Below are 24106 nucleotides of genomic sequence, written 5' to 3'. Positions count from 1 at the left end.
AAACTCCACCCCCAAAGGGATAGAGTTTTTTATTTGGTAATGGGTAATTGAGCAGAAATTCTTACCCAGTACCAGTTATTAATTTAATGTGAGTCTCCAACAGAGGCGCACGTTAAATTAATAACCGAGGTGAAAAATAATTTAGCTTGACTTGTGCAGAGATTGCAAGCTGAGAAAATTAGTCAACTTGGAGAACATTTGGCACAGAAATGAGGGCTGAACTTACAGAATTGGCTCCCCGTTTTGGCATAAGCCGTACAGTAAGGAAAACTGGTGATTCCCATACTGCCGGGAAGGGATTTTGTACTCTTGGATAATCTTAGAGTGCGTTTGTTTTTAGGAGCCGAGAGAATCAAGGAAAGAAGTTTAGGTAATCCCAAACAAGCGACGATATTGATCAGCGTTAGTAAGAAAGCATCTAGTAACTCTATAGGTAATCACCCCCATCGGATAATCAGGTGGCATCTGTTTATTGGCTGTCAATTTCATGCACCAGCTCGTACTCTCAGAACCATCGATTCTAAGCTATATAAAATAACTTTAACATAAACTTTTATCAATGCAACCGTGAAGGTCAGGAAACTGCATACACCCAAGGTGGTGTAGATATGGAGAAGAGATATTCTAAACGTAAGTAGAAAGACTTGAAAAAAAACAACTATGTTAAATAATGTAAAAACAATAGGATTAATTGCGTAGTGAGAATTTTAGTCCTTTTTTGAGAACTTTAGTTCTCACTACAAACATTTAATTATTTACCCTGTTCTACTTAGTAACAGAATTAATTAAGAAAAAACGATTTATTCCATTTGAGGTGTGCTTTATGACCAACAGTCAACCAGGATATTCATTACTATCCGATATTACAAAGGAACAAGGCAAAGAAATACAACGCTTAGTAGATTATACAAATGTAGATTCGTTACCGGAAATTTGGCCGATAGCTGCGAAGAAATTTGGTGAGACTTTAGCTCTTTACAATCCCCATGCTAAACCGGAAGTAAAGATTACTTATCAGCAACTAGCAGAAAAAATCCAGCTATTTGCTTCCGGACTACAAGCATTGGGAGTTCAAGCAGGCGATCGCATCTCCCTGATAGCCGATAATAGTCCTCGGTGGTTCATTGCCGATCAAGGGATTATGACAGCAGGTGCAGTGGATGCGGTGCGTAGTTCCCAAGCCGAAAAGGAAGAATTACTTTATATTGTTGCTCATAGTGGCAGCACAGCTTTAGTTGTCGAAGATTTAAAGACATTCAATAAGCTGCAAGATAGACTCCACGACTTACCAATTCAAGTGGTAGTCATACTTACCGACGAAACGCCACCAACTGAACAAAGCCTTAAGGTATTGAACTTTCTTCAGTTAATAGAAGTTGGCACAAACCATACTTTTGTTCCAGTTAAACGCAAACGCGACGAACTGGCGACATTAATTTATACTTCTGGAACTACGGGCAAACCCAAGGGTGTGATGCTCAGTTATAGCAATCTCCTACATCAAGTCACAACCTTCCGAGTCGTAGTACAACCAAGAGTAGGTGATACGGCTCTCAGCATTTTACCCAGTTGGCACAGCTACGAACGGACGGTCGAGTATTATTTATTGTCTCAAGGTTGCACACAAATTTATACTAATTTACGCTCAGTCAAAGCCGACCTGAAACAATATAAACCCAACTACATGGTTGCTGTCCCGCGCCTGTGGGAATCGATTTATGAAGGAGTGCAGAAGCAGTTCCGCGAACAGCCAGCCAACAAACAACGCCTGATCAAGTTTTTATTGGGCATGAGTGAAAGATATATCAGAGCTACAAGAATTGCTCAAGGTACAAGTTTAGATCATCTCCACGCTTCATCCCTAGAACGATTAATCGCTAAGGTACTAGAATTGGCTTTCCTACCCTTCCATGTTTTAGGACAAAAGTTAGTGTATGGCAAAGTCAAGGAAGCCACAGGAGGAAGATTTAAACAAGTAATTAGCGGTGGCGGTGCATTACCAAAACACATCGACACCTTTTTTGAAATTATTGGCGTGCAGATTTTGCAAGGCTATGGTTTAACCGAAACATCACCAGTCACCAACGTGCGCCGTCCCTGGCGTAATTTTATCGGGACATCCGGACAACCAATTCCCGGCACAGAAGTTAAAATCGTAGACCCTGAGACTCGCCAGCCTTTACCTGTTGGACAACGAGGCTTGGTGTTATTGAAAGGGCCACAAGTCATGCAAGGCTATTACCAAAACCCAGAAGCAACAGCAAAAGCCATTGATCCTCAAGGTTGGTTTGATAGCGGTGACTTGGGTTGGGTAACACCAGATAACGAACTCGTGCTAACTGGCCGGGCAAAGGATACGATTGTTTTGTCCAACGGGGAAAATATCGAACCGCAACCCATCGAGGATGCGTGTTTGCGATCGCCCTACATTGACCAAATTATGCTTGTTGGACAAGATCAGCGTAGCATCGGTGCTTTAATTGTCCCCAACGTGGAAGCTTTGGCAAAGTGGGCAGAAAGCCAGAATCTTGTTTTGAGTGTAGAGGATGATAATTTAACCTCCTCATCCAGTCAAAAAATTAACCTGGAGAGTAAAATGATCCAGGGTTTATTCCGGCAAGAATTGAATCGGGAAGTGCAGAACCGTCCTGGTTATCGCCCAGATGACCGTGTTGGGCCGTTTAAACTGATTCTGGAGCCATTTTCCATCGAAAACGGCTTGATGACACAAACGCTGAAAATCCGGCGACACGTTGTCACAGAACGCTACCGCGATATTATCAACGCCATGTTTGCCTGATAATTCCACACTACAAACTACTAAGAGTGAACGGGAAATTTTATGACAGATGTCTCCAACCCTCAATTGCTTTTGAAGCGCGTTGTTAATGTAAAAGTTATTGTCACCCCCCTCTGGAAAGAGGAAGTGCAACAGCAATTGCAAGCACAAATTAACCAAATTGACCAGCAACTACAACAATTGGATTTAGAAGGACAAAGAGCGATCGCTGCTATTCAAAAGCAAAGCCTCCAACCACCCGGACCCCAAACCCTGCAACAAATTGACAATATTCAACTCCAAGTCAATCAAAAGAAAAGCGAACTTCTAGAACAAAAAAATCAAATGCTGCAAAATCTCCAGCAAGTACAATTGCTTGAGTTAGATCAAGAAGTCAATCAATTTCAGATGGAAGGTTTCTTCCGTGTGGAACGGGGAGACAACTTGATTAGCAAAATGCAGGTAGAAATCGTCATCCGCGATGGTGTTGTAGAAGATATTCGTGGCGACATTTAAACGTTGCGGATTCTGAGTTTTAACTAGAAATTCCTCACACCACACTATTAACTCGTTCAATCACAACGTTGAGTTAAGTTACCTAAGGGTTGGTTACCATTTCGACATGATATTTGGGAACCAACCCAAACTATTTGCCATACGGGCGGTGAACTGGCAAAAAGCGATCGCCCCAAACTGTTCATCTCTAACCGATATTTGATTTCTCCAGATGTATCTTTGCTTTTTGAGACTTGTGTAACCGTGACTAAAGCTTGATTATGTTGAGGATAAGCTATCTCTACCTTTCGCTTACCACTGGCTACAGTAAAGTCATCCAGAAAATTGAGAGCTAAAGTTTTAGGGTCACTACCTTGCAGTGGAGAATTGATCCCCGATAATGGTATATTTTTATATTGAATCCGTTCTGGATCATGTAAAACTTCCTGAGAGTTTTTCACAACTGATAATTGCTGTGGTGTGGTGCTGCTGTTATCTACAATCAATGTATGATCTTGGTACTGATGAAAATAAACACCAGCACCAGCAGTAACAAAAATACTAAGCAGCAAAATCAAAAACAATTTCAATTTTCCCGACATAGAATTAAACAAGTATTTCAACAACACTAATTCTGAATTTAGGGTTCTAAATTGGAGTTAAACTTCTACACCCTATCATCTACCTTGGGATAGCATCTGTGTCATGTTGATTAGTTATCAGCAACACAAATACACATATCTTGGATAGACCTGAAGTTGGTTTTGAAGTTCCGCATTGGTCAACAGTCAATAGTCAACAGTCAACTGACAACTGACAACCGACAACCAGCATAAAATAGAAAATCTCAACCATAAAACCCTCGTACCAAGATACAATTCGATCTGGCAAAAGCTGTTAAATTCCTTAAACCCATTGATTCTGAAACCACCCTATGAGCATTCACGAAATCTTCATGCCGGCGCTGAGTTCCACCATGACCGAAGGCAAAATTGTCTCCTGGGTGAAATCGCCAGGCGATAAAGTGGAAAAAGGCGAAACAGTGGTGGTTGTAGAGTCAGACAAAGCAGATATGGATGTAGAAACCTTCTATGAAGGGTATCTCGCCCACATCATTGTAGAAGCTGGTGATAGCGCACCTGTCGGAGCAGCGATCGCTTACGTAGCCGAAACCGAAGCGGAAATCGAAGCCGCCAAGTCTTTAGGCAGTTCTGATGGTGTTGCGGTCACTCCTAGCGCCCCTCCTGAACCAGTCGCAGCCACCGCCGCCGTAGGTGTACCAGCCGCGTCACAAAATGGCTCTAACCACCGCGAGGGTAGGCTTGTAGCTTCACCCCGCGCCCGCAAGTTGGCAAAAGAACTAAAAGTTGATTTGACAAGTCTCAAAGGTAGTGGCCCCTACGGTCGCATTGTGGCCGATGATATAGAAGCTGCTATTGGTAAAGTCAAGCAACCAGCCACTACACCGACTGCACCCACACCCACCTTTACCCCAACCCCAGTCCCAGCAACCAGGACTCCAGCACCAGCACCAGCACCAGTAGCGGCTGCACCTGGGCAAGTAGTACCATTTAATACCCTACAAAACGCCGTCATTCGTAACATGGTGGCGAGTCTAGATGTACCCGTGTTCCGTGTGGGTTACACCATCACCACCGATGGCTTAGACAAACTTTACAAACAAATTAAATCCAAAGGTGTAACCATGACAGCGCTACTGGCGAAAGCTGTAGCGGTGACATTACAAAAACATCCTTTATTAAATGCCAGCTATTCAGATCAAGGTCTTGTTTACCATCCTGACATCAATATTGCGGTAGCTGTAGCGATGGATGGTGGCGGTTTAATTACACCAGTGTTAAAAAATGCCGACAAGATAGATATCTACTCCCTATCCCGCACCTGGAAATCTCTAGTAGACAAGGCCAGAAGCAAACAACTACAACCAGATGAATATAGTGGTGGTAACTTTACCCTATCAAACTTGGGGATGTTTGGTGTAGATACATTTGATGCCATTTTACCCCCAGGACAAGGTTCAATTTTAGCGATCGGCGCATCTCGCCCCCAACTAGTAGCCACAGGCGATGGTTCGTTTGCTATCAAACAACAAATGCAGGTAAATATTACATCTGATCACCGAATTATTTACGGTGCTGATGCTGCTGCATTCTTACAAGATTTAGCCAAGTTAATTGAAACTGACGCTCAATCTTTGACACTGTAAGGGTGTAAGGGTGTAAGGGTGTAAGGGTGTAAGGGTGAACTTCTCCGTATTCTCACCCCTATGACCCATACCCCTATACCCCCAGCCTCGGTTTATCATGGATCAGAGCATGATAGAGAGATTGGGGCGATGAAGCAAAAAAGCCAGATGGAAACAAGATTTGTTAAACCTCTTAGCTGTCTAACGCTGAGTATCATTACAACCATTGGTATATTGCCTCCCGCAACAGCACAGGAAAATTCCCCAGCGAAATCAGCCTGTGAGCAAGTTTTAAGCAACGCAGAACAAAAACCGCGAACCAAACAAGTACAAAAACTGGCACAGTTTGCAGATCCCCAACAAGAGCGATCGCAACTGATTCAACAAGCTAATGCGCTATTTAGTCAAGGTGATTTACCCGGTGCAGAAGTAAACCTGTGTAAATTTTTGAAAAAATACTCAGATGATGCTTTTGGACACTTTCAATTAGGTAATGTATTTTTCCGTGGGAAAAAAGTAGAAGCTGCAATCAGTGCCTATCAAGAAGCCATTCGCCTCAAATCGCGGTACGCCGTGGCTTACAATGCACTGGGTATAGTTTATGCTAGTCAAAATCGCTGGAGTGAGGCGATCGCCCAATATCAAAAAGCTTTAGAAATTAATCCCGATTATGGCGATGCTCTCACCAATGTCGCTTTGGTATTGTGGCAAACAAATAAAAAAGATGAAGCCCTAGTTTCTTTAGAAAAAGCTTTAAATATTTTCAAAAAACAGAATAGAAACGAAAAAGCTAACCAAGTCGAACAACTATTGCAGAGAATCAAAAACTCTGATGATAATCTCTCATAAAACTCTACCCACAAGGGGATAGAGTTTTTGTCAGCGGCCAATGGTCAGTAGTCAGTGGCTTTCAAGATGTGAACATCCTTCACAAGGGATGTTTTCGCCCAGATTCCAAAACAACTGACGCGCAACGTGTAATCACAAACAATTGACAACTAACAACTGACAACCGACAAATTTAGCATAATAAGGAAAATTTATGTAATTTCTTGCGAAACATAGCTGCTGATTTGCTAGTCATCCGGTATAGTTTGGCAGGGGTTTTCTCGCTAGATATCTGCTAAATAACCCCATTTAACCAATTAACAATCAGCAAATCACAGAAGCAAAAAATGACACATCAGGGGTTTAACTTTTCTTCATTAAGAAATTTATGCTCGATTTTATCCTTACCAACTGGAATCACAGCCTTATTAGTTGCTTCTAGCGGGTTCATGCTAGTACCTAGTGGGGTCAATGCTGGTGCTGCGCCAACGTTAACAGCGCAGGTTCCCACGACAGCGTCAGTAATTTATGTCAACCCAACAACTGGTACAGATACGGCTAGCGGTGGTGCGACAGCTGCAACACCCTACAAAACAATTACCTTTGCGCTCAATCAAGCCCAACCAGGGACGATTATTCAATTAGCACCAGGAAACTATAGCAGTGAAACTGGGGAACAATTTCCTTTGATCCTCAAACCAGGGGTAACGCTACAAGGTGATGAATCTGCTAGAGGTCAAGGTGTCTTGATTACAGGTGGTGGTTTCTATACCAGCCGTACCTTTGCCAGACAAGATATTACCATTTTGGCAAATAACGACACCACGATCGCTGGCATCACCGCCACCAATCCTAATCAACGTGGTACTGCTGTGTGGGTAGAATCCAGCAATCCCATTATCAGAAACAATACTTTTACCAATAGTGTTAGGGAAGGCGTTTTTGTCACTGGTACAGGAAACCCCAAAATTCAAGGTAATATCTTTATCCAAAACAAAGGTAACGGTGTTTCTGTAGCTAGGTCAGCGCTAGGAGAGATTAGTAATAACTTATTTCAGGATACTGGTTTTGGGATTGCGATCGGCGGTACTTCTACGCCTTTAGTGGCAGAAAACCAAATTGTGCAGAACCAAGACGGTCTATACATTTCAGAAACAGCCAAGCCTGTTTTGCGTAAGAATGTTATTCAAAACAATAAACGGGACGGCGTAGTAGCAACTGTTAATGCTCAACCAGACCTTGGTACTAGTGAAAATCCTGGTGGTAATTTAATCCGTAGCAACGGTCGTTATGATGTGAACAACGCCACCAAAACAGTCCGCATTCTGGCTGTGGGTAATGATATTGACCAGAAAAAGATTTTTGGCCAGGTCGATTTTGTGGCTGCTAGTGTTGAACCACCACCTTCTGGTCAAGGTACAGGCTTTACGGACGTAACCACAAATTACTGGGCAAAAGGTTACATTGAAGCCTTAGCCTCCCAAAATATCATTGCTGGTTTTCCTGACGGCACTTTTAGACCTAATGAGCCTGTCACCCGCGCCCAATTTGCCACTATTGTCACCAAAGCCTTAACACCACAAGCTAAACGCAACGCCATTAATTTCCGTGATGTCAGCAGCAATTTCTGGGCTTTTGCAGCAATTCAAGCTGCATATCGGAGCCAATTTGTCTCCGGTTATCCCGATGGTACATTCAAACCACAGCAAGAAATTCCCAGAGTCCAAGCATTGGTGTCTTTAGCTAACGGGCTAGGCTTAACTGCTAACAATCAAAATGTAATTTCTATCTATTCTGATGCTGGTCAAATTCCTGGTTATGCTGTTGGGCCAGTTGCAGCAGCTACCACAAGGCAATTAGTGATTAACTATCCCACAGTTAGTCAACTCAATCCTAATCGTCCAGCTACCAGAGCGGAAATTGCTGCCTTTGTTTACCAAGCATTAGTCAATGCTGGACGCGCACAACCACTGCCATCATCTTATTTAGTTCAAGTTCCCCAATAAAAAGCAAGGGGCAGTTATTAGAAATTTCAAGCGCCAGACCAAGAATATACTTGTCTGGCGCTTGAAATATCGTGTTTTTTTTAACTTAGGGGTCTTTAAATTAGTCCAACCCCATCCAAAGTGGCGTGTCTATCTTCAGGGTCTTTATATTGGCTGACCCCGTTTTAACAATTACAAGTCTCTCAAAAAATTTATTAATTCCTGATTTCATAATATTTTTTTTATTTTTTCTTTCCCTATATTTAGTAATTTATAAAAAGATGAATTACTTTTAACAAAAATTACTATCAATAAAGCTTTGAAGCTGCTTTTTTCAGAAAAATAAGTACTTATACTCATCCATTCAGAGTAGAGTATTTAGATCAAAACAATCGTATTGTTTATCGCTTTTGGCGACTTTGTTCCCAACGCCAGAGAAAAATCATCAATGCTACAACTCCTACTTGCAGAGCGAAGTTAGGTAAAGCAGTTTCCATATTTCGCCCAGCTAGGATCTGAAAAAAGAAGATAAATGCCCCAATAAAGCCAGAAGCGCCAAAACCAACATAGAGAAGTTGCCGCAAGCCACGATATGGGGTAGACATTTCTGCTTTCAGGCGGGCATATTGTTCAGGATTAAGGTGCTTTGTGGGATTAGGTTCTACCATGAGTAAATAATGCTATAATCTCTTATCGTATATGCCGATGTGGCTCAGTGGTAGAGCAGCTGATTCGTAATCAGCAGGCCGTGGGTTCAAATCCCATCATCGGCTTGGGTTTCAGAAAATTATATTCTTGTCTTGACTAATTCTTGACTATTTTACAGTGACAAATAATTAGTCACTGTACATCAAAGTTGAATAAACCAAGCGCACAAAGAGGCAACTTGGTCAGGCTGAGTGAGGTTTGCTGCATTAGTAAGAATGCCAGAATTTAGTTGATGCCAGATTTCTTCTGCCATGCTTTTTTCTATAGCAGATCCCACAAAAAAAGTATATGGCTTAAGACTGTGCTGATCAAATGCTGTTCTGATTCTGGCTAAAGCACTGTTCGCTGTTTTCCAATGTTCGTCTGCTCCTGCTGGGTCAATACCGCCCTTTAATTCACCTAGAGCTATGTAGATATTTGGGTTTGAAATTATATTCTTTTCAATTTTATTTTGTCTGCAATCAAACAAACAAATATCAATGTTTTTCCGCACAATCGGAACATTTACATTATAAATGAAAGTCCTATTCCTACCCTCCAAGTTCCAACTTAATCCCCTAAGACGTAATTCAATGTCTGTATCATCATCAGGTTGATTAAGCCAAGTTTTACTGTTTTTATCTAGCCATTTATAAGAGGTATTCGATAGAGTTAGTGCAGAAATAATATATCTTGCAAATTTACGTTCAGCAAGTATCCCACCAACATTTCGCATTGATCCACCAAGTGTATCTCCACGCGTAAGTAGGAAACGATAGACTAGTTCTTCTACAAAGTTTTCTCCAGCAGGCTCTAAGAAGTTTTGAATTAAACCTTCTATTGCATCGACTTTATCTTGTTCTTGAAGATGTCCAGCAGCTTTATCTGATACCCCAGAGGCAGCTAATAGAGCAGGTCTGATATCTTTAATTTGTAAAAGGTCTTGAGGTCTTTCAATTTGGCTTACTCTGATTTTTAAGGCTCTTGCCTGCTCAACAAATGGTGTGGCTTTTCGATTTCTTTCCAAAGCTAAAGCAACAAATCCTGCTCGGACTTCTTGATATGGAGTTACAAGATCATCATTGCTTTGAAGATGATATTTATATGGCACTAGGGTTTTCTCCAAACATACACACATTTGCGAAGTGTCTTTCTTCCATGTATCCCCATTTGTTGGCTACTGTTACCTTTGCCAGTAGGTAAGACAAGAATTTTCTCCACATTAAAACCAATTTTTTCTGCAATATTAGAAAGAATTAAATCAACCGAAATATCAATACCTGCATAGCGAACATTATCATTTATCATAAATAAAGGTGAGCCATTTTTTAAAACTCTAAAGCATTCTATAATAACGCAAGCCATTTCGTAGAAATATCCTTTTATCATACGAGGAATACCGTTATTATTAAGTTTTTTTCTTTCAAGCTCTCGCTCAAGAAAGCGCAAGATACTTTGTAACAATTCTTGTTGATCAAGTATACATAATGCTTCCTGCCAATTGTGAATAAGAGACTTTTCTTTGTTTTCAACAGTACAACTCAGCATATCTTGCCTGAGTTGTACTATATCTTTTTCTCCAACACCTAATAGAGCTAATTCTAGAGCGTATGTACGTGTATAGTCATAACGATTACAATAGGGTGGAGAAGTAATTATACAGTCGTAAAAATCTTCCTCAAATTCAGGCAGAATTTTAAGACATGAAGCATTAAATAAATTAATTTCACTTCTTTGAGTCCCATAACAAAATAATGTATTACTTATTACGTCAAAGGAATCATTCAAAATTAATTTTATTTGCTCAGTAATTGCTTCATCGAAATCCAGAATTTTACCTTTATCAAATTTATCTGATCCACCTTTCCTAAATGCTCTTTTATCCCAACGTAGATACTGTCCATCTTTACGGGTATAGCTGATAGATTCAAGAATACACAATAGAGCAAAACGGAGAACTTGTTTCACAAGAATATTCTCTTTTTCTAGAGAAAATAAAAATCTCTCTATTGATGCTTCTGTTTCAGGAGGATAAGCTCCGTCAGTAATTCTTAAACGATTAAGATATTTTCTATTATTATGCTGATTCCAAGGTTTTTGTTTGTACCATTCAATCAATCTCAAAAAATCTTCTCGACGGAATTGTCGCTGGATTATTTTCCTTACTTCAATAATCTCTTGACCAATAGGTAATACTTCTATACCATCTGCTTGAATACCAGCATCACTACAGGCAAATAGCATTGTTCCTGATCCTGCGAAGGGATCAAGAATCCTCTCAAATGATTTTTTCTCGTACTCGAATATTAACTGATTGACCAAATCAACTGAAAAAGCTTCTTTATATTTAAACCAGCGATACTGAGGTTTTGACTTATTAGCTTGAAAACTAACTATTTTTCGACTTAAACTTTCATGTAGTTGCATCTTATCTCTAAAGCGTTGCTCAAGTGCTTTATTGAATCGAGAAATTTCTTGTACAAAGAAATCCATCTCTTGATCAATATCAGTCTGGTCAGTCTTTATTTCTGTTGGACTCTCAAGCTCAAATGAAGTCATTTTAGATTTTTATTGTGACAAAGAGGCAGCCTAAGATCATATCAGGACAAAGCACTATCGTCTATTACTTAAAATTTGAATCCTATTTTTTATAGACTAATTGACAACAGTCAGAACCTAATTATACTTCGTTATGCTTCTACAGTAATCAATTTAAATATTGAATATATTCTTTTTGCGACTTATTGTAAATAATATTATTTGCCCTAAAACTCAGTCTCACAAAAAGCTTTTAACAAATTAATACAGTTGGAAATTGCCCCCAAATGAGCAATTTCATAACCGTGGGTGTTTTGGGTAGGAAATGCCAAACAAGCAGCACGTCCCACATGACCAAATTTCATGGCTATAGAAGCATCACTACCAAAGCCGCTTAAGGTTGTTAGCTGTATCGACATATTCAATTGTTTGGCACATTGGCGCAGTTCTCCATTTAGTCCTTCATCATATATGCCATAGGCATCCTGAATTAAAAGTACAGGATCTTCGCTATCTTTAACAGGATATTCCTCAGATATGGGACAAATTTCTAAGGCGATTAAGGCATCTAATTGCTGATTTTGGGTAAAGAATAATGCCCCTATAGCTCCTACTTCTTCTTTAGCCGATGCTACTAAATAAACATCCATTGCTGGCTGTTTTAATTGTTGAGCTAAAGCCAATAAAATTGCTACTGATGCTTTGTTATCTAATGTATAACTAGCAATGTGATCCTGAAGCCTCACGGGACGTTTGCGATGTTTGCCAATTACCATTCTTGTCCCTGGACGAATCCCAGCAATTTCTAATTCCTCGGTAGTGCGTTTGGTTTCAATCCAGGCGTTTTCCCATTTAACTGCTGTGTCTTCTTGTTGAACTTTTTGCGGTGATTCGTGGGAAACGTGGCGGGAACCAAAACTGAGAATACCGCTAATGGTTTCGTTGTCTCCCAATAAATCAACGACACCCTCACCATAAACCCAAGGGTAAGCGCCGCCTAGCTTGCGGACTTCCACCTTTCCGGCATCACCGATATTTTTGACGATCGCCCCAATTTCGTCTTTGTGGGCTGTAATGGCGATCGCTCGCTCAGAGTTTTTCCCCGGAATTTTGGCTATGATATTATCTGCGCGATCGCTCCAAACTTCCACACCAAGCGCCGCAAATTTTTGTAACAAAAGCTGATTAATTTCGGCTTCTGCACCACTGGGCGAATGGTGCATCACTAATTCTGCGATATTTTCAAATAATTGGTTGTAATTGCACATCAATACTTTTATTTCATCTCTATATCAGCCATATCCAATTATATTCAATATATTGTCTGGATAAGCTATTTAAACTAGAACCACAGGGCTATTTTATGGTATTTCCATATTTTAAAATAATTGCTCATTCAAGTATGTGAATGAGCAAGAGACAGCTAATAATTTAGCAGTAACCTTTTTTACTGAATTGAAGATTTAATTGATTTTCGCTGTAAGCGTTTAATGCTGCTCATTGCACCCAATGCACCCAGAAATAATACGCCAATTGTGCTTGAAGACTCAGGAGTTGTTGCCGCTAAGACTGATTCTGCTACTAACTTATGACCGTCAGTTGATGGGTGGACATCATCCCAGAAAAAATATTTGCTGGGGTTGTTACTACAGTTAAGAAACTGAGAGAGACAAGAATTAGTTACATTTTCAAAACCAAATTCATTGGGAGTTGCAAGCACACGGTTAACTAAAGAATAAATATCAATTTCAATGATATTTACTTGTTGGTTTTTCCGAATTTCGTCTAGATTTTTGGCTAAGTTTGAGTTGAAATCTAGAGTTGCTTGAGTCAGTGCTGCGGGATTGCGACCATTTGTTCCCGATGCTGGAATCCTGCCTAAATCCGGCAAGTTGAACACTAAAATATTTTTTGCGCCTATTGCCGCTAGGTTACTTACAGCCTGGGAAATATTCGTGTAGGGTTGGGGTCTACTGGGATCACTGAACTGAGGAGGAAAAAGGTAGTCATTTGCACCACCGGACACAGCATAGAGCGCATTAGAATCAAAGCTTTGTTGATTAACCTGTAGTAACGCTTGAAAAGCAGATACTTGCTGTAAAACTCCAGGTAAAGGAAAACCAAAAGAGTTACCTTCACCGGAATTAGCGCCACCGATAGCAAAGTTAATACCTTGTGTGGGAAAGGGTGCAGTCAGAGGACGACTAACATTTAAATCAGGAACTAGATTAGTGATGGGCGTGGGTGTTAAACCTAACTTGCTTCCTACATAATCTACCCATATTGGACCATTAGAAAAACGCCCCGGCTCGTACGGCGGACTAGGAGGAATGGGATTCAAAGGATTAAATAAATTGGAAATATTATATGTATTACCTGTATCAGACAGGCTATCGCCAAATACGTAAAGCCCGGTAAAATTTGCAGCCGAAGCTTTTAGCGGCGACATTAAGGAGAGTGTAATAAAACTTGCCGCGATGAATTTAGTTTTCATTTTTAATGAAATAATGAAATTTTATCGTTGAGCTTGTTTGATAAAGTCACAATAAGCAATGTTGTAAATAACACTCAGTGCATATTTGCTAATCCTAGCTAAGTAACTTTACATAGCCAACCATAAGATATCAAGAAAAATTAGCTAAAAATATCAAGATTTTAAGTGAATTTCCGTAATGAGATTAATTTGCAATGTAGGCGATGACTTCCGGTCAGTCGCAGACCATCGCGTTTCCTACGCTGCCCTTACTTTAATTTGCACAACTTTTGTGTTGGCGGTTGACAGTTAACCGTCAACTGTCAACAAACCATACAAGTAACTATGTAATTTAAAAGTGTCATAGCTTACTGTGTAGTTGTTTGTTTTAACTTGAGTGCATCAACTGCCGATATACCCTCACCCTGACTGCCGAAATACCACAAAGCACCAGCAGCTTCAGCACGAGTTACTGGTTTTTTGGGCTGAAACAGTGTTGTATAACCAAATATGCGGCGAATATTAGCCTGTTCACCATTTTGAAAATCCGCTAAAACTGCCCTTAAAGCCTTGGGGTCAATTTTCCCTGCATCTTGGAAACCCCAAGTTTCTTTCACCGCTTCTAAATTAGCGTTGGGTAAGGCTTGACGGGTGTCGAGAGGAACTTTCCACAGAATTAACTGTTCCCTTGTCAGGGGTGCATCGGGACGAAACAAAACGGCTGTCGCATCTCCCGATAAAGGGCTAGGAATTAAACCAGCTTCGGCTAATCCTTGAATGACTGGAAAATCAGCATCTTGAGACGACACATCAGTAAATGCTGCTTGTGTACTCTCCCCAGCCAAGCGAATTTGCTTCGCTGAATTATTGGCATACATAGCGTTATTGGCATTGACTAACCAACGAGCATATTCTCGGCGGGTAATGATTTTACCGGGTTCAAATTGGTTGGCGGGATTATTATTCTTATTCGTTGAAGATGCAGAACTGAAAACGCCCAATGCAGCTAAATCTTGAATATATTGGCGCAGTTGTTGCGGTGCTTTATTTACATCATTAAATTCTGATGCGACTGTTGGAGTAGTGGAATTATCTTTCGTCCAATTCGTTGGCGGTACTGGGCCGATAAACTGGGTATCACCTGCCGTAGGAATATTTGATGCTGCTGTGGCGGTGCTATTGAGAACGTACTCTATCTTGATTGCTGTTGCTGTTTGGGGTTGATTGGCTGCGGCGTTAGTCACCGATTTGGGTTGAATCGACACATTTACCAGCAAATCGTTCCGACGTGCGGCAAAAGTTCCCTCTACATCATCAGTTGGCTGTTGTAAAATCTGCCAATTGTTGGTCTGGAACTGGCTACGATAAAAACTACTAATAAAATTGCTGGGGTCTGAACTCAGCCAAGTAGTTGATACGCGTTTTTCTGAACCACTTGCGGGGGTAATTTCCTGTAATTGAGCATTTTGATATAAAGGTATATCTTGGGGAAAATCCGCCGGTAGTTGGACTGAAGGTTGATTTTGCCCTGGCTGGGGTTCACCCTCCTTAGTTTCCCCAAAGATCACTTGATTGGTTTGTAGTCTCGGATCTGCTGCCAAAGACTGTTCTAGGTTTTTGGCAGATGGAGTGTTTGCACAGGCTGTTAATGAAGTCAAGAAAACAGCCAAGCTCAAGACTAAAGTTGGTCGTTTACAAGGAAGCACAGGAAATCACAAATCGCGCGTCAATTCCTACCCTAGCGCAGAGTATCACCTCTGAACTAAGTTTGGGAAAAAATATGTCAGTGGTCATTAGTCATTAGGGAACACCAAAAAATTTATCCGAAATTAATGGTTTGGTAGGGTGCGTCAGTATGAATAATCTCTGAGTATAGTTAGGTTCTATGGCACTGACGCACCCTACATTTTGGATATTTTTTTATCTGGAAGTCCCTTAGTCATAGTAAATAGGGTTTTGGACTGTGGACTAAAGCCTCAATGAGAACTGTCGCAATAAAGCGAATCTAATTAATCTCAAGGGTGTTGTAGAACCTCGGACAACTGGCGGACGTAAAAAGCGCCCTACTGCCAAACGGGCAATTCCTTTGAGACGCGCTTGCAATCTCACTGTCAGAAATTTCCATGTTCCACCTTGTTCACCAAGGGCATACAACGGCGTAAAGGCAAGTTTACCGTAGAGGACATCAGCGTGATGAACATTACCCAGATTGTTTTGTCGATGTTCTGGATTGGGTAAACCTCCATGTTCTCCATAATTGCGCCAAGGAATGTAATTTTTCAGCTTGCGTTGGAGGAGAAATTTATCAATCTCGGAATCCCAAGTTGAGTATTTAGTGGCTCCTATTTTTTCTGTGATTTCATCAGCTAGTTCTAATAAATAGGTGGCACTTTGCGAATTGACAATATAAGCAACGGCGGAAGTAGAAAAACCTTGAGCATAGCCTTCTGGTGAAACGTGATAAACTTGGGGCGCACAAGTGTAAAGCCAACTAATACCAACATCCTTTTGATGAGGATCAAAAGGTAAGGGTAACTTACCAAAACCAATGACTGGTACGAAGTCTGCTTCAACAATGAGTGTTAGTTTATCAGTTTGTCTGGCTTTTTCCCAGGCGCTTCTATGATTGAGTAAACACAAATAACTGCGAGAAAAGTTTTGATATTCTGGTTGACTTTCCTGGCGGAGAACTTCGTAATTTAATCCCTCTTTATTTAAGGTCGCTTCTAACTGTTCGGTTGATTCTTTATGAGCAATAATTAACACCTGATGAATGTAGTTAATCAGGTAATTATTAACCGTTTCTTGTTTATCCATAACTTTTAATAAAACTCATTAACTAGAATCTGGTTTCAAAGTGATTTATGGTTTCTTGCTGCGAAATGGTACGGGAACAATGTATGTCGGCGGCTAATTTTGCCTAAAATTTTATGCCACATTCTAGCCTAGTCATGGTATTTGTAGCACGTTTATCATAATTTCTCGTTTGATTGAGATATGTAGCTGGGGACTGGGTGAAAAGTCTTGTTGTGTCTAGGTTGTATCATCTATTGATGTCCTAACACTGCTGGCGACAGCTATATCTTTATTGATTAAGTAAATTAAAAGTTATATTTTTTACTGATTGTTTATGATTAACTACTTGATACTTATGACTCAGGAGGGGCAAAGCATAAAAAAATCTTGAGCGATCGCCCCTCAATTTAGCACAGCACGTTATCATCAGGTATTGTGGCTTCTCTGTGCGTAACTTCCAGCATCTATCTATGACCGCTTCTGACATTCAGCCGACGGAACCCCATACTCCTCCAACACCTCACGCCGACACTCGACTGGTAGACCGCACTAAGCTGAGTAAGATGTATCAGCACTATGTTGAGGTGAAAGATAAATATCCTCATGCGTTGTTGTTGTATCGGGTGGGTGATTTCTTTGAAACGTTTTTTCAAGATGCTGTCACGGTAGCTAGAGAATTAGAATTAGTCCTGACAAGTAAACACGGTGGCGAAGTTGGACGGGTAGCCATGACTGGTGTCCCTCACCATGCTTGGGAACGCTACACTACCCAATTGGTGGAAAAAGGTTATGCTGTAGTGATTTGCGACCAAGTAGAAGATGCTTCTGAGGCTGTGGGTTTGGTGCGGCGGGAGGTGACGCGCATCCTAACTCCCGGCACTTTGCTCGAAGAAGGAATGCTTAAATCAAGTCGTAATAATTACTTGGCGGCTGTGGTAATTACGAGCAATCATTGGGGGCTAGCCTATGCAGACATCTCCACCGGGGAATTTCTCACGACTCAAGATAGTGATTTAGAACGGTTGACCCAAGAATTGATGCGGTTGCAACCTTCGGAAGTATTGGTTCCTACCAACGCCCCAGATTTGGGTACATTGCTGCGTCCAGGGGAGACTTCGCCGCACCTTCCAGAATGTTTACCCCCATCATTTTGCTATAGCTTGCGATCGCAACTCCCCTTCTCCCAACCCGAAGCGAGAGGCATATTATTGCAGAGATTTAAGGTGCGATCGCTGGAAGGTTTGGGTTGTGACCATCTCCCCTTGGCTGTGCGCGCGGCTGGTGGGTTGTTGGAATATGTGGAAGATACCCAAAAAGCTGGGCAAGTATCCCTGCAAAGACTCCGCACCTATACCATTACCGATTATCTAATTGTTGATAACCAAACCCGCCGTAATTTGGAAATTACCCAAACAGTTCGTGATGGTACTTTTCATGGTTCCTTACTATGGGCATTAGATAAAACTAGCACGGCGATGGGTAGTCGGGCTTTGCGGCGCTGGCTGTTACAACCCCTACTGGATATTAAAGGGATTAATTCACGCCAAGACACCATCCAAGAATTAGTCACAAATACTCGATTACGGCAAGATTTACGGCATTTGTTACGGCAAATTTACGACCTCGAAAGGCTAACAGGTCGGGCTAGTTCAGGGACTGCAAATGCTAGAGATTTAGTTGCTTTAGCTGATTCCCTCTCCCGTTTGCCAGAATTAGCCAACTTGGTCATTGATGCCCATTCGCCTTTCCTCAAGGCTTTGCAAAAAGTACCGCCAATTTTAGAAGAACTGGCGCAAAAAATACACGCTCATCTAGTAGAATCACCACCATTACATCTCAAAGAAGGGGGCTTGATTCGTCCAGGTGTCAATCCTTTATTGGATGAGAGAAAAGCGACCGTCGAAGCAGACCACCAATGGATTGCTAATTTAGAAGTGGATGAAAGGGCGAGAACGGGAATCCCTTTACTGAAGGTGGGATTTAATGAAACCTTTGGCTATTACATTAGTATTTCCCGCGCCAAAGCTGACCAAGTACCCGCCAATTACATCCGCAAGCAAACCCTGAAAAATGAGGAACGTTACATCACCCCGGAATTGAAAGAACGGGAAGCCAGGATTCTCACAGCACGGGATGATTTACATAAGTTGGAATATGAGGTTTTTGTCAGCTTACGGGAAGAAGTAGGAGAACAGGCGGAAGCAATTCGCCATCTTTCCCGCGCCGTAGCCGCCGCCGATGTGTTGTGTGGTTTAGCTGAGTTGGCGGTGTATCAAGGTTATTGTCGTCCCGAAATGGTGAATGGACGAGAGATAGCAATTATCGATGGTCGCCATCCTGTGGTGGAACAGTCCTTACCTGCGGGGTTCTTTGTGCCAAATTCCACCCAGTTGGGGAGTAATGAAGAAACCCACCAACTTCCTGACTTAATTATTCTAACTGGCCCAAATGCCAGTGGTAAAAGTTGTTACCTACGCCAAGTGGGTTTAATTCAACTAATGGCGCAGATTGGCAGTTTTGTTCCGGCTAAATCTGCTAGGTTGGGAGTATGCGATCGCATTTTTACCCGTGTTGGTGCTGTAGATGATTTAGCCACGGGTCAATCTACGTTCATGGTAGAAATGAATGAAACGGCGAATATTCTCAATCATGCCACATCTAGATCCCTTGTTTTATTAGATGAAATTGGCAGAGGAACCGCTACTTTTGACGGTCTTTCCATCGCTTGGGCGGTTGCAGAATATATCGCCACCGACATTCGTTCCCGGACAATTTTTGCTACCCACTACCACGAATTAAACGAACTGGCGGGAATGTTACCCAATGTGGCTAATTATCAGGTGACCGTGAAAGAATTACCAGACCAAATTATCTTTCTCCACCAAGTCCAACCAGGAGGCGCTGACAAGTCCTACGGTATCGAAGCGGGACGATTAGCGGGTTTACCAACAGTAGTCATTCAACGGGCGAAACAAGTCATGGGGCAGATTGAGAAACATAGTAAGATTGCGATGGGTTTACGTGAAGGTCTTTAGGATTTTCGTGGAACATTGAATTTTGATATAAAAAAAGGGGATGATTTTTGTCATCCCCTGCTATTTGCTGATAAAACTTAAAGCCTACAGTTGTGGTACGAACTGCTGCTTATCAGGTACATCAGTGTACTCAGCCACAATTTGCCGGAACTCGTCACCATCAATGGTTTCTTTTTCAATCAGCAGGTCAACGATGCGATCTGTAACGGTGCGATGTTCACGCATAATTTTCTTAGCGTTTTCATAGCATTCGTCAACAATCAACCGGACTTGAGAGTCAATTCTTGCCGCAATGGATTCAGAATAATCTGATCTGGTCATCCAGTCACGACCTAAGAATACTTCTCCTTGCTGACTTTCCAAGGACAAGGGGCCTAAATCAGACATCCCAAATCTTGTCACCATTTGCCTTGCCATTCCTGACACCTGTTGCAAGTCTCCGCCTGCACCAGTGGTCACTTCCGCAGAACCAAAAATGATTTCTTCGGCTGCACGACCACCCAAAGCACCAGTAATTCTGGCTTTGAGTTGAGAACGGGAAATTAATCCTTGTTCTTCATTGGGAGTAAACCAAGTCAAACCTTGGGCTTGTCCTCTGGGGATGAGGGTAACTTTCTGCACTGGGTCATGGTCTTTTAATAAAGTCCCTACCAAGGCGTGTCCCACTTCATGGTAAGCAATTAAGCGTTTGCTCTTGCTATCTACGAGGGGTGTACCTTCCATACCGGCGACGACTCTATCAACAGCGTCATCGATTTCGCTGAGGGTGATACCTTCTTTGCGTCTTCTGGCAGTAAGAATAGCTGCTTCGTTGAGCAAGTTGGCTAAATCTGCACCAGTGAATCCAGGGGTACGACGGGCGATCGCTTCTAGTGATACACTCGGATCTAGTTTCTTATTCCGGGCGTGGACTTGCAGAACTTCCAAGCGTCCTTTAATATCTGGAGCGTCAACGGTTACTTGTCTGTCAAAACGACCAGGACGTAACAACGCCGCATCTAATACGTCGGGACGGTTGGTAGCAGCAATAATAATGATGCCTGTATTACCTTCAAAACCATCCATCTCAGTCAGCAACTGGTTGAGAGTTTGTTCTCTCTCATCGTTACCGCCACCGATACCTGCACCCCGTTGTCTACCAACAGCGTCAATTTCATCGATGAAGATGATACAGGGAGCGTTATCTTTAGCTTTCTTAAATAAGTCACGCACGCGGGAAGCACCCACACCCACGAACATTTCCACAAATTCCGAACCGGAAATGCTAAAGAATGGTACACCAGCTTCCCCTGCGATCGCTTTTGCTAGTAAAGTTTTACCAGTCCCTGGAGGCCCCACTAACAGTACACCTTTGGGAATCCGCGCACCCACAGCCGTAAATCTTTCTGGCTGTTTGAGGAATGTCACAACTTCTTGTAATTCTTCCTTCGCTTCTTCGATACCAGCTACATCGTCAAACTTCACCCCAGTTTTGGCTTCCATTTGGAAACGCGCTCTGGATTTGCCAAAGTTCATGGCTTGACCAGGGCCACCAGGGAGATTATTAGAGCGACGGAACAAAAAGAACAATCCAGTAATCAATAAGATGGGGAACACTAAATTTCCCAACAATCCCCAAATAGCGCCATCATTACGTGCTGGATGAGCATCAAAACTTACTTTCTTTTCTTTAAGTTTGCTGATTAACTCAGGAGCGCTAACTGGCAAATCCACCCGCCAACGTTGGACACGGTTTTCGATATCTTGATCCTGGGCTTCCACAATAGCTGTTCTGCCGCCTTCGTATAAGTCAACGCTGGTAACACGTCCAGCATCCACATATTCCAGAAAGCGACCGTAAGTCATGCGAGTGTTAGCTGCATTCTTGCTCATGTCCGCAGGAGCGCCAGCAAACGTCCCTTGCCAAAAGAAAAAACCAATTACCAAAGCTGGCAATGTCCAGAGTACTAGGACTCTCCAAGAGAATTTCATTTTTAATTTGCCTCTAGATGCCAATTACGATTATTCATTTCTAGCAACTGGAGTTACTAGACAGTTGTACAACGGATGTTTATAAATCCATTTTCTTTAATTTGATATCTAATCATGCACCGCCATAAAGCTATAAGGGCATTATGTGAAATCTAAGATGCCGATAAGAATCTTAATTAAATTTAACCTAATTCTAATACAAGATTGCAAGAGACTGGGGATTGGGTACTGGGGATTGGGGATTAGGCGAAAATCTTGCGGTCAGTTCTTCCCCTGCCCCCTGCTCCCTGCTCCCTGCTCCCTGCCCCCTGCCGCTACCTACTCTACTTAACTTCGGTGATTTGTAACGTGTAGGGAAAATACTTGCCTTTTTGGTAAGAACCGACCCAAACTTGGTAATTTCCTGGCAACCATTCCCCAATTATGCCTGGATTTTTTCCGTCTAGGTCATCGTTACACCAAGTTCCGCCTGGGCCTTTGACCACGATGGTGGTATCTTGAGGAGCTTGTATTTGCAGTTTTAAGTAATCAAATTTACTTGTCAGCCTGATGGTGTGGTCTGGTGTTTCATCTACGAATCCGTTACAGGGACCAGTAGGCGTTTCTATTCTGCCAGTAATGCGGTTTCCCTCAACTGAGCCGCCACTCATACCCCGAACTACTAAAGGGTCTGGAGAAAACTTCTGACTAATGGTGACATCTCCAAATATCGGTGGCGCTTCCTGGGCGTTGCTGCCGGCATGAAGTAACGAGATAACACCGAGCGTAAAGATGATTGAATATATCTGTATACCTTTATTTAGCGATGTTTTCGACATTTTGATCACATAATCATCTCAGTGTTTAGGAAGACATGAATTTTACACTCTAAGTTCCCTATCTGGGCGAAATTGACTATTTAAATTATTAGTGTGGAAATTGATTTTGGTCGCAACCGATTTTTTAATTGAATGTCTTAAGTCAAGTCTCAAATTCTGACATTCTATTAATCTGCGGTAGATGGTAAGGAAACAGCCAAAGGATTGGTATTAAGGTGCAACTATCATCTACCAAACAACCTCTCATATATTAGGCGCGATCGCCTACAATTTCTCTGCTCACCATAAAATTTTTAAGCATATTCAGCTTCAGTCTGGGAAAATAAATAACATGGAATTGCCAATTATTTATCACCCAGATTATGTTGCACCATTGCCTGAAGGACATCGCTTCCCGATGGCAAAATTCAAAAAACTCTATGAATTGCTGTTAAGTGATGATGTAGCACAAACAGAGCAATTTTATACCCCAACCCTGCCACACCCAGAGTTAATCGAGTTAGTTCATACCCCAGACTATGTGCGATCTTACTGTGAAGGTAAACTAGATACTAAAGCACAACGTCGAATCGGTTTACCTTGGAGTCCAGCACTAGCAAATCGTACCTGTATAGCTGTGGGTGGAACAATACTCACAGCACAGCTAGCACTCAGTCAAGGTTTAGCTTGTAATACTGCTGGTGGTACTCATCATGCTTTTCCTAGTTATGGTTCTGGTTTTTGTATTTTCAATGATATAGCGATCGCCTCTCGCGTTCTCCAACAACAGCAACTAGTCAAAAAAATCCTCATTGTCGATTTGGATGTTCATCAAGGAGACGGTACAGCGTTTATATTCCAAGATGATGACAGTGTTTTCACCTTCTCCATGCACTGCGAAGTTAATTTCCCAGGAACCAAGCAACACAGTGATTTAGATGTTCCCTTACCAGTAGGAATGGAGGATGATGCTTACCTACAAACCTTGGCGAGTTACCTACCAGATTTGTTATCTGAGATCAAACCAGACTTAGTATTTTACGATGCTGGTGTTGATCCCCACATAGGCGATCGCTTAGGTAAACTAGCCTTAAGTGACACTGGCTTATTCCGTCGAGAAATGCAGGTTTTAACTACCTGTATCAGCGCTGGTTATCCCGTCGCCTGCGTAATTGGTGGTGGTTACGCTGATGATATGACATCCCTAGTTTGGCGACATTCCCTATTGCATCGTGCCGCTAGTGAGGTTTACCGTCAATACAAGCTTTAATAGATTATGAAATAATTAGACATTTCATGAGAATATAGATGACATCAGAATTTCTCACCTAAATCAAAAATTAGTATTAAGCCATCAATAATTAATTGTGAGAAAACTTGAGCTTGATTGATATCGATATTTTCCTATGCAAAATGTGATGTATAGCGAAACTACCCTTATCTAAGCGCTGTGGTTTGGCTGATGGGGTTGATCGTAATTATCCGCGCTGGTAAATTCTTGACTTAAGAATCACCA

Annotated in this window: 18 protein-coding genes and 1 tRNA gene; 9 read left to right on the top strand and 10 right to left on the bottom strand. The window is 41.8% G+C overall.

Annotation, left to right across the window (positions count from 1 at the left end; translation table 11 throughout):
- The first annotated feature begins 273 nt into the window (after nt 1-273).
- The 3 genes from ACM5QX_RS05755 to ACM5QX_RS05745 all read left to right on the top strand — a co-directional run bounded on the left by ACM5QX_RS05755 (nt 274) and on the right by ACM5QX_RS05745 (nt 3295).
- Nucleotides 274-549, top strand: a complete 276-nt coding sequence (locus ACM5QX_RS05755; RefSeq protein ID WP_153228440.1) for a hypothetical protein — start codon at nt 274-276, stop codon at nt 547-549.
- A gap of 274 nt (nt 550-823) precedes the next feature.
- On the top strand, nt 824-2800 hold the full coding sequence (locus ACM5QX_RS05750; protein ID WP_414752762.1) for an AMP-dependent synthetase/ligase: 1977 nt from the start codon (nt 824-826) through the stop codon (nt 2798-2800).
- Nucleotides 2801-2842: 42 nt separating this feature from the next.
- Nucleotides 2843-3295: a YlqD family protein gene (locus ACM5QX_RS05745; protein WP_011319907.1), complete on the top strand. Its 453-nt coding sequence runs from the start codon at nt 2843-2845 to the stop codon at nt 3293-3295.
- A 56-nt stretch (nt 3296-3351) separates the two neighbouring features.
- Here the strand turns inward: ACM5QX_RS05745 and ACM5QX_RS05740 are convergent, their stop codons facing one another.
- Nucleotides 3352-3876 carry a hypothetical protein gene (locus tag ACM5QX_RS05740; RefSeq protein WP_414752761.1) on the bottom strand — a complete coding sequence of 175 codons (525 nt, stop codon included), beginning with the start codon at nt 3874-3876 and terminating at the stop codon, nt 3352-3354.
- A 332-nt stretch (nt 3877-4208) separates the two neighbouring features.
- Here ACM5QX_RS05740 and ACM5QX_RS05735 point away from each other — a divergent pair, with 332 nt between their 5' ends.
- From ACM5QX_RS05735 to ACM5QX_RS05725, 3 genes are all read left to right on the top strand, one after another.
- Nucleotides 4209-5501 (top strand): dihydrolipoamide acetyltransferase family protein, encoded by a 1293-nt coding sequence (locus ACM5QX_RS05735; protein ID WP_414752760.1) that lies wholly within the window; start codon nt 4209-4211, stop codon nt 5499-5501.
- Nucleotides 5502-5630: 129 nt separating this feature from the next.
- Nucleotides 5631-6329: a tetratricopeptide repeat protein gene (locus ACM5QX_RS05730; RefSeq protein ID WP_414752790.1), complete on the top strand. Its 699-nt coding sequence runs from the start codon at nt 5631-5633 to the stop codon at nt 6327-6329.
- Nucleotides 6330-6655: 326 nt separating this feature from the next.
- Nucleotides 6656-8314, top strand: a complete 1659-nt coding sequence (locus ACM5QX_RS05725) for a DUF1565 domain-containing protein (RefSeq protein ID WP_414752759.1) — start codon at nt 6656-6658, stop codon at nt 8312-8314.
- A gap of 380 nt (nt 8315-8694) precedes the next feature.
- Here the strand turns inward: ACM5QX_RS05725 and ACM5QX_RS05720 are convergent, their stop codons facing one another.
- Nucleotides 8695-8961, bottom strand: coding sequence for a DUF3493 domain-containing protein (locus ACM5QX_RS05720; protein WP_414752758.1), 267 nt, complete (start codon nt 8959-8961; stop codon nt 8695-8697).
- Between the two features lie 33 nt (nt 8962-8994).
- On the opposite strand from ACM5QX_RS05720, the gene ACM5QX_RS05715 reads away from it, so the two are divergent.
- A tRNA-Thr gene (locus tag ACM5QX_RS05715) sits at nt 8995-9066 on the top strand.
- 77 nt (nt 9067-9143) lie between these two features.
- Here the strand turns inward: ACM5QX_RS05715 and ACM5QX_RS05710 are convergent.
- The 6 genes from ACM5QX_RS05710 to ACM5QX_RS05685 all read right to left on the bottom strand — a co-directional run bounded on the left by ACM5QX_RS05710 (nt 9144) and on the right by ACM5QX_RS05685 (nt 16808).
- Nucleotides 9144-10091, bottom strand: a complete 948-nt coding sequence (locus ACM5QX_RS05710) for a type II restriction endonuclease (protein WP_414752756.1) — start codon at nt 10089-10091, stop codon at nt 9144-9146.
- Nucleotides 10091-11539: a site-specific DNA-methyltransferase gene (locus ACM5QX_RS05705; RefSeq protein WP_414752755.1), complete on the bottom strand. Its 1449-nt coding sequence runs from the start codon at nt 11537-11539 to the stop codon at nt 10091-10093. The genes ACM5QX_RS05710 and ACM5QX_RS05705 overlap by 1 nt, the downstream gene beginning before the upstream one ends.
- Nucleotides 11540-11745: 206 nt before the next feature.
- Nucleotides 11746-12786, bottom strand: coding sequence for a M42 family metallopeptidase (locus ACM5QX_RS05700; RefSeq protein WP_414752754.1), 1041 nt, complete (start codon nt 12784-12786; stop codon nt 11746-11748).
- A 179-nt stretch (nt 12787-12965) separates the two neighbouring features.
- Nucleotides 12966-14012 carry an SGNH/GDSL hydrolase family protein gene (locus ACM5QX_RS05695; protein ID WP_414752753.1) on the bottom strand — a complete coding sequence of 349 codons (1047 nt, stop codon included), beginning with the start codon at nt 14010-14012 and terminating at the stop codon, nt 12966-12968.
- 347 nt (nt 14013-14359) lie between these two features.
- Entirely contained in the window at nt 14360-15697 is a 1338-nt protein-coding gene (locus tag ACM5QX_RS05690) for an S-layer homology domain-containing protein (RefSeq protein WP_414752752.1), read from the bottom strand.
- Nucleotides 15698-15959: 262 nt separating this feature from the next.
- Nucleotides 15960-16808 (bottom strand): LPS biosynthesis glycosyltransferase, encoded by an 849-nt coding sequence (locus ACM5QX_RS05685; protein ID WP_414752751.1) that lies wholly within the window; start codon nt 16806-16808, stop codon nt 15960-15962.
- Nucleotides 16809-17257: 449 nt separating this feature from the next.
- Here ACM5QX_RS05685 and mutS point away from each other — a divergent pair, with 449 nt between their 5' ends.
- Nucleotides 17258-19822 (top strand): DNA mismatch repair protein MutS, encoded by a 2565-nt coding sequence (gene mutS / locus ACM5QX_RS05680; RefSeq protein WP_414752750.1) that lies wholly within the window; start codon nt 17258-17260, stop codon nt 19820-19822.
- 84 nt (nt 19823-19906) lie between these two features.
- Here mutS and ftsH2 read toward each other — a convergent pair whose 3' ends face one another.
- A complete protein-coding gene (ftsH2, locus tag ACM5QX_RS05675; protein ID WP_414752749.1) occupies nt 19907-21793 on the bottom strand; it encodes an ATP-dependent zinc metalloprotease FtsH2 in 1887 nt (628 codons plus the stop codon).
- 323 nt (nt 21794-22116) lie between these two features.
- Nucleotides 22117-22611 carry a hypothetical protein gene (locus ACM5QX_RS05670; protein WP_011319923.1) on the bottom strand — a complete coding sequence of 165 codons (495 nt, stop codon included), beginning with the start codon at nt 22609-22611 and terminating at the stop codon, nt 22117-22119.
- Nucleotides 22612-22942: 331 nt separating this feature from the next.
- On the opposite strand from ACM5QX_RS05670, the gene ACM5QX_RS05665 reads away from it, so the two are divergent.
- The gene (locus ACM5QX_RS05665; protein WP_414752748.1) at nt 22943-23860 is read left to right on the top strand and encodes a histone deacetylase; all 918 of its coding nucleotides are present in this window, start codon (nt 22943-22945) and stop codon (nt 23858-23860) included.
- The last annotated feature ends 246 nt before the right edge of the window (nt 23861-24106 follow it).

Source organism: Anabaena sp. CCY 9910 (assembly GCF_963920875.1).
GTDB classification, from domain to species: Bacteria; Cyanobacteriota; Cyanobacteriia; order Cyanobacteriales; family Nostocaceae; genus Trichormus; species Trichormus variabilis.
Note: the sequence above shows the minus strand (reverse complement) of the source record. Positions and strands in the feature narration are given on the sequence as shown.

Bases quoted from the DNA above. Each gene is read 5' to 3' on its own strand.
- ftsH2 (WP_414752749.1), bottom strand. From the start codon at position 21,793: ATGAAATTCTCTTGGAGAGTCCTAGTACTCTGGACATTGCCAGCTTTG.
- ACM5QX_RS05745 (WP_011319907.1), top strand. From the start codon at position 2,843: ATGACAGATGTCTCCAACCCTCAATTGCTTTTGAAGCGCGTTGTTAAT.
- ACM5QX_RS05665 (WP_414752748.1), top strand. From the start codon at position 22,943: ATGGAATTGCCAATTATTTATCACCCAGATTATGTTGCACCATTGCCT.
- ACM5QX_RS05735 (WP_414752760.1), top strand. From the start codon at position 4,209: ATGAGCATTCACGAAATCTTCATGCCGGCGCTGAGTTCCACCATGACC.
- ACM5QX_RS05695 (WP_414752753.1), bottom strand. From the start codon at position 14,012: ATGAAAACTAAATTCATCGCGGCAAGTTTTATTACACTCTCCTTAATG.
- ACM5QX_RS05725 (WP_414752759.1), top strand. From the start codon at position 6,656: ATGACACATCAGGGGTTTAACTTTTCTTCATTAAGAAATTTATGCTCG.
- ACM5QX_RS05700 (WP_414752754.1), bottom strand. From the start codon at position 12,786: ATGTGCAATTACAACCAATTATTTGAAAATATCGCAGAATTAGTGATG.
- ACM5QX_RS05670 (WP_011319923.1), bottom strand. From the start codon at position 22,611: ATGTCGAAAACATCGCTAAATAAAGGTATACAGATATATTCAATCATC.
- ACM5QX_RS05740 (WP_414752761.1), bottom strand. From the start codon at position 3,876: ATGTCGGGAAAATTGAAATTGTTTTTGATTTTGCTGCTTAGTATTTTT.
- ACM5QX_RS05750 (WP_414752762.1), top strand. From the start codon at position 824: ATGACCAACAGTCAACCAGGATATTCATTACTATCCGATATTACAAAG.
- ACM5QX_RS05705 (WP_414752755.1), bottom strand. From the start codon at position 11,539: ATGACTTCATTTGAGCTTGAGAGTCCAACAGAAATAAAGACTGACCAG.
- mutS (WP_414752750.1), top strand. From the start codon at position 17,258: ATGACCGCTTCTGACATTCAGCCGACGGAACCCCATACTCCTCCAACA.
- ACM5QX_RS05730 (WP_414752790.1), top strand. From the start codon at position 5,631: ATGAAGCAAAAAAGCCAGATGGAAACAAGATTTGTTAAACCTCTTAGC.
- ACM5QX_RS05685 (WP_414752751.1), bottom strand. From the start codon at position 16,808: ATGGATAAACAAGAAACGGTTAATAATTACCTGATTAACTACATTCAT.
- ACM5QX_RS05720 (WP_414752758.1), bottom strand. From the start codon at position 8,961: ATGGTAGAACCTAATCCCACAAAGCACCTTAATCCTGAACAATATGCC.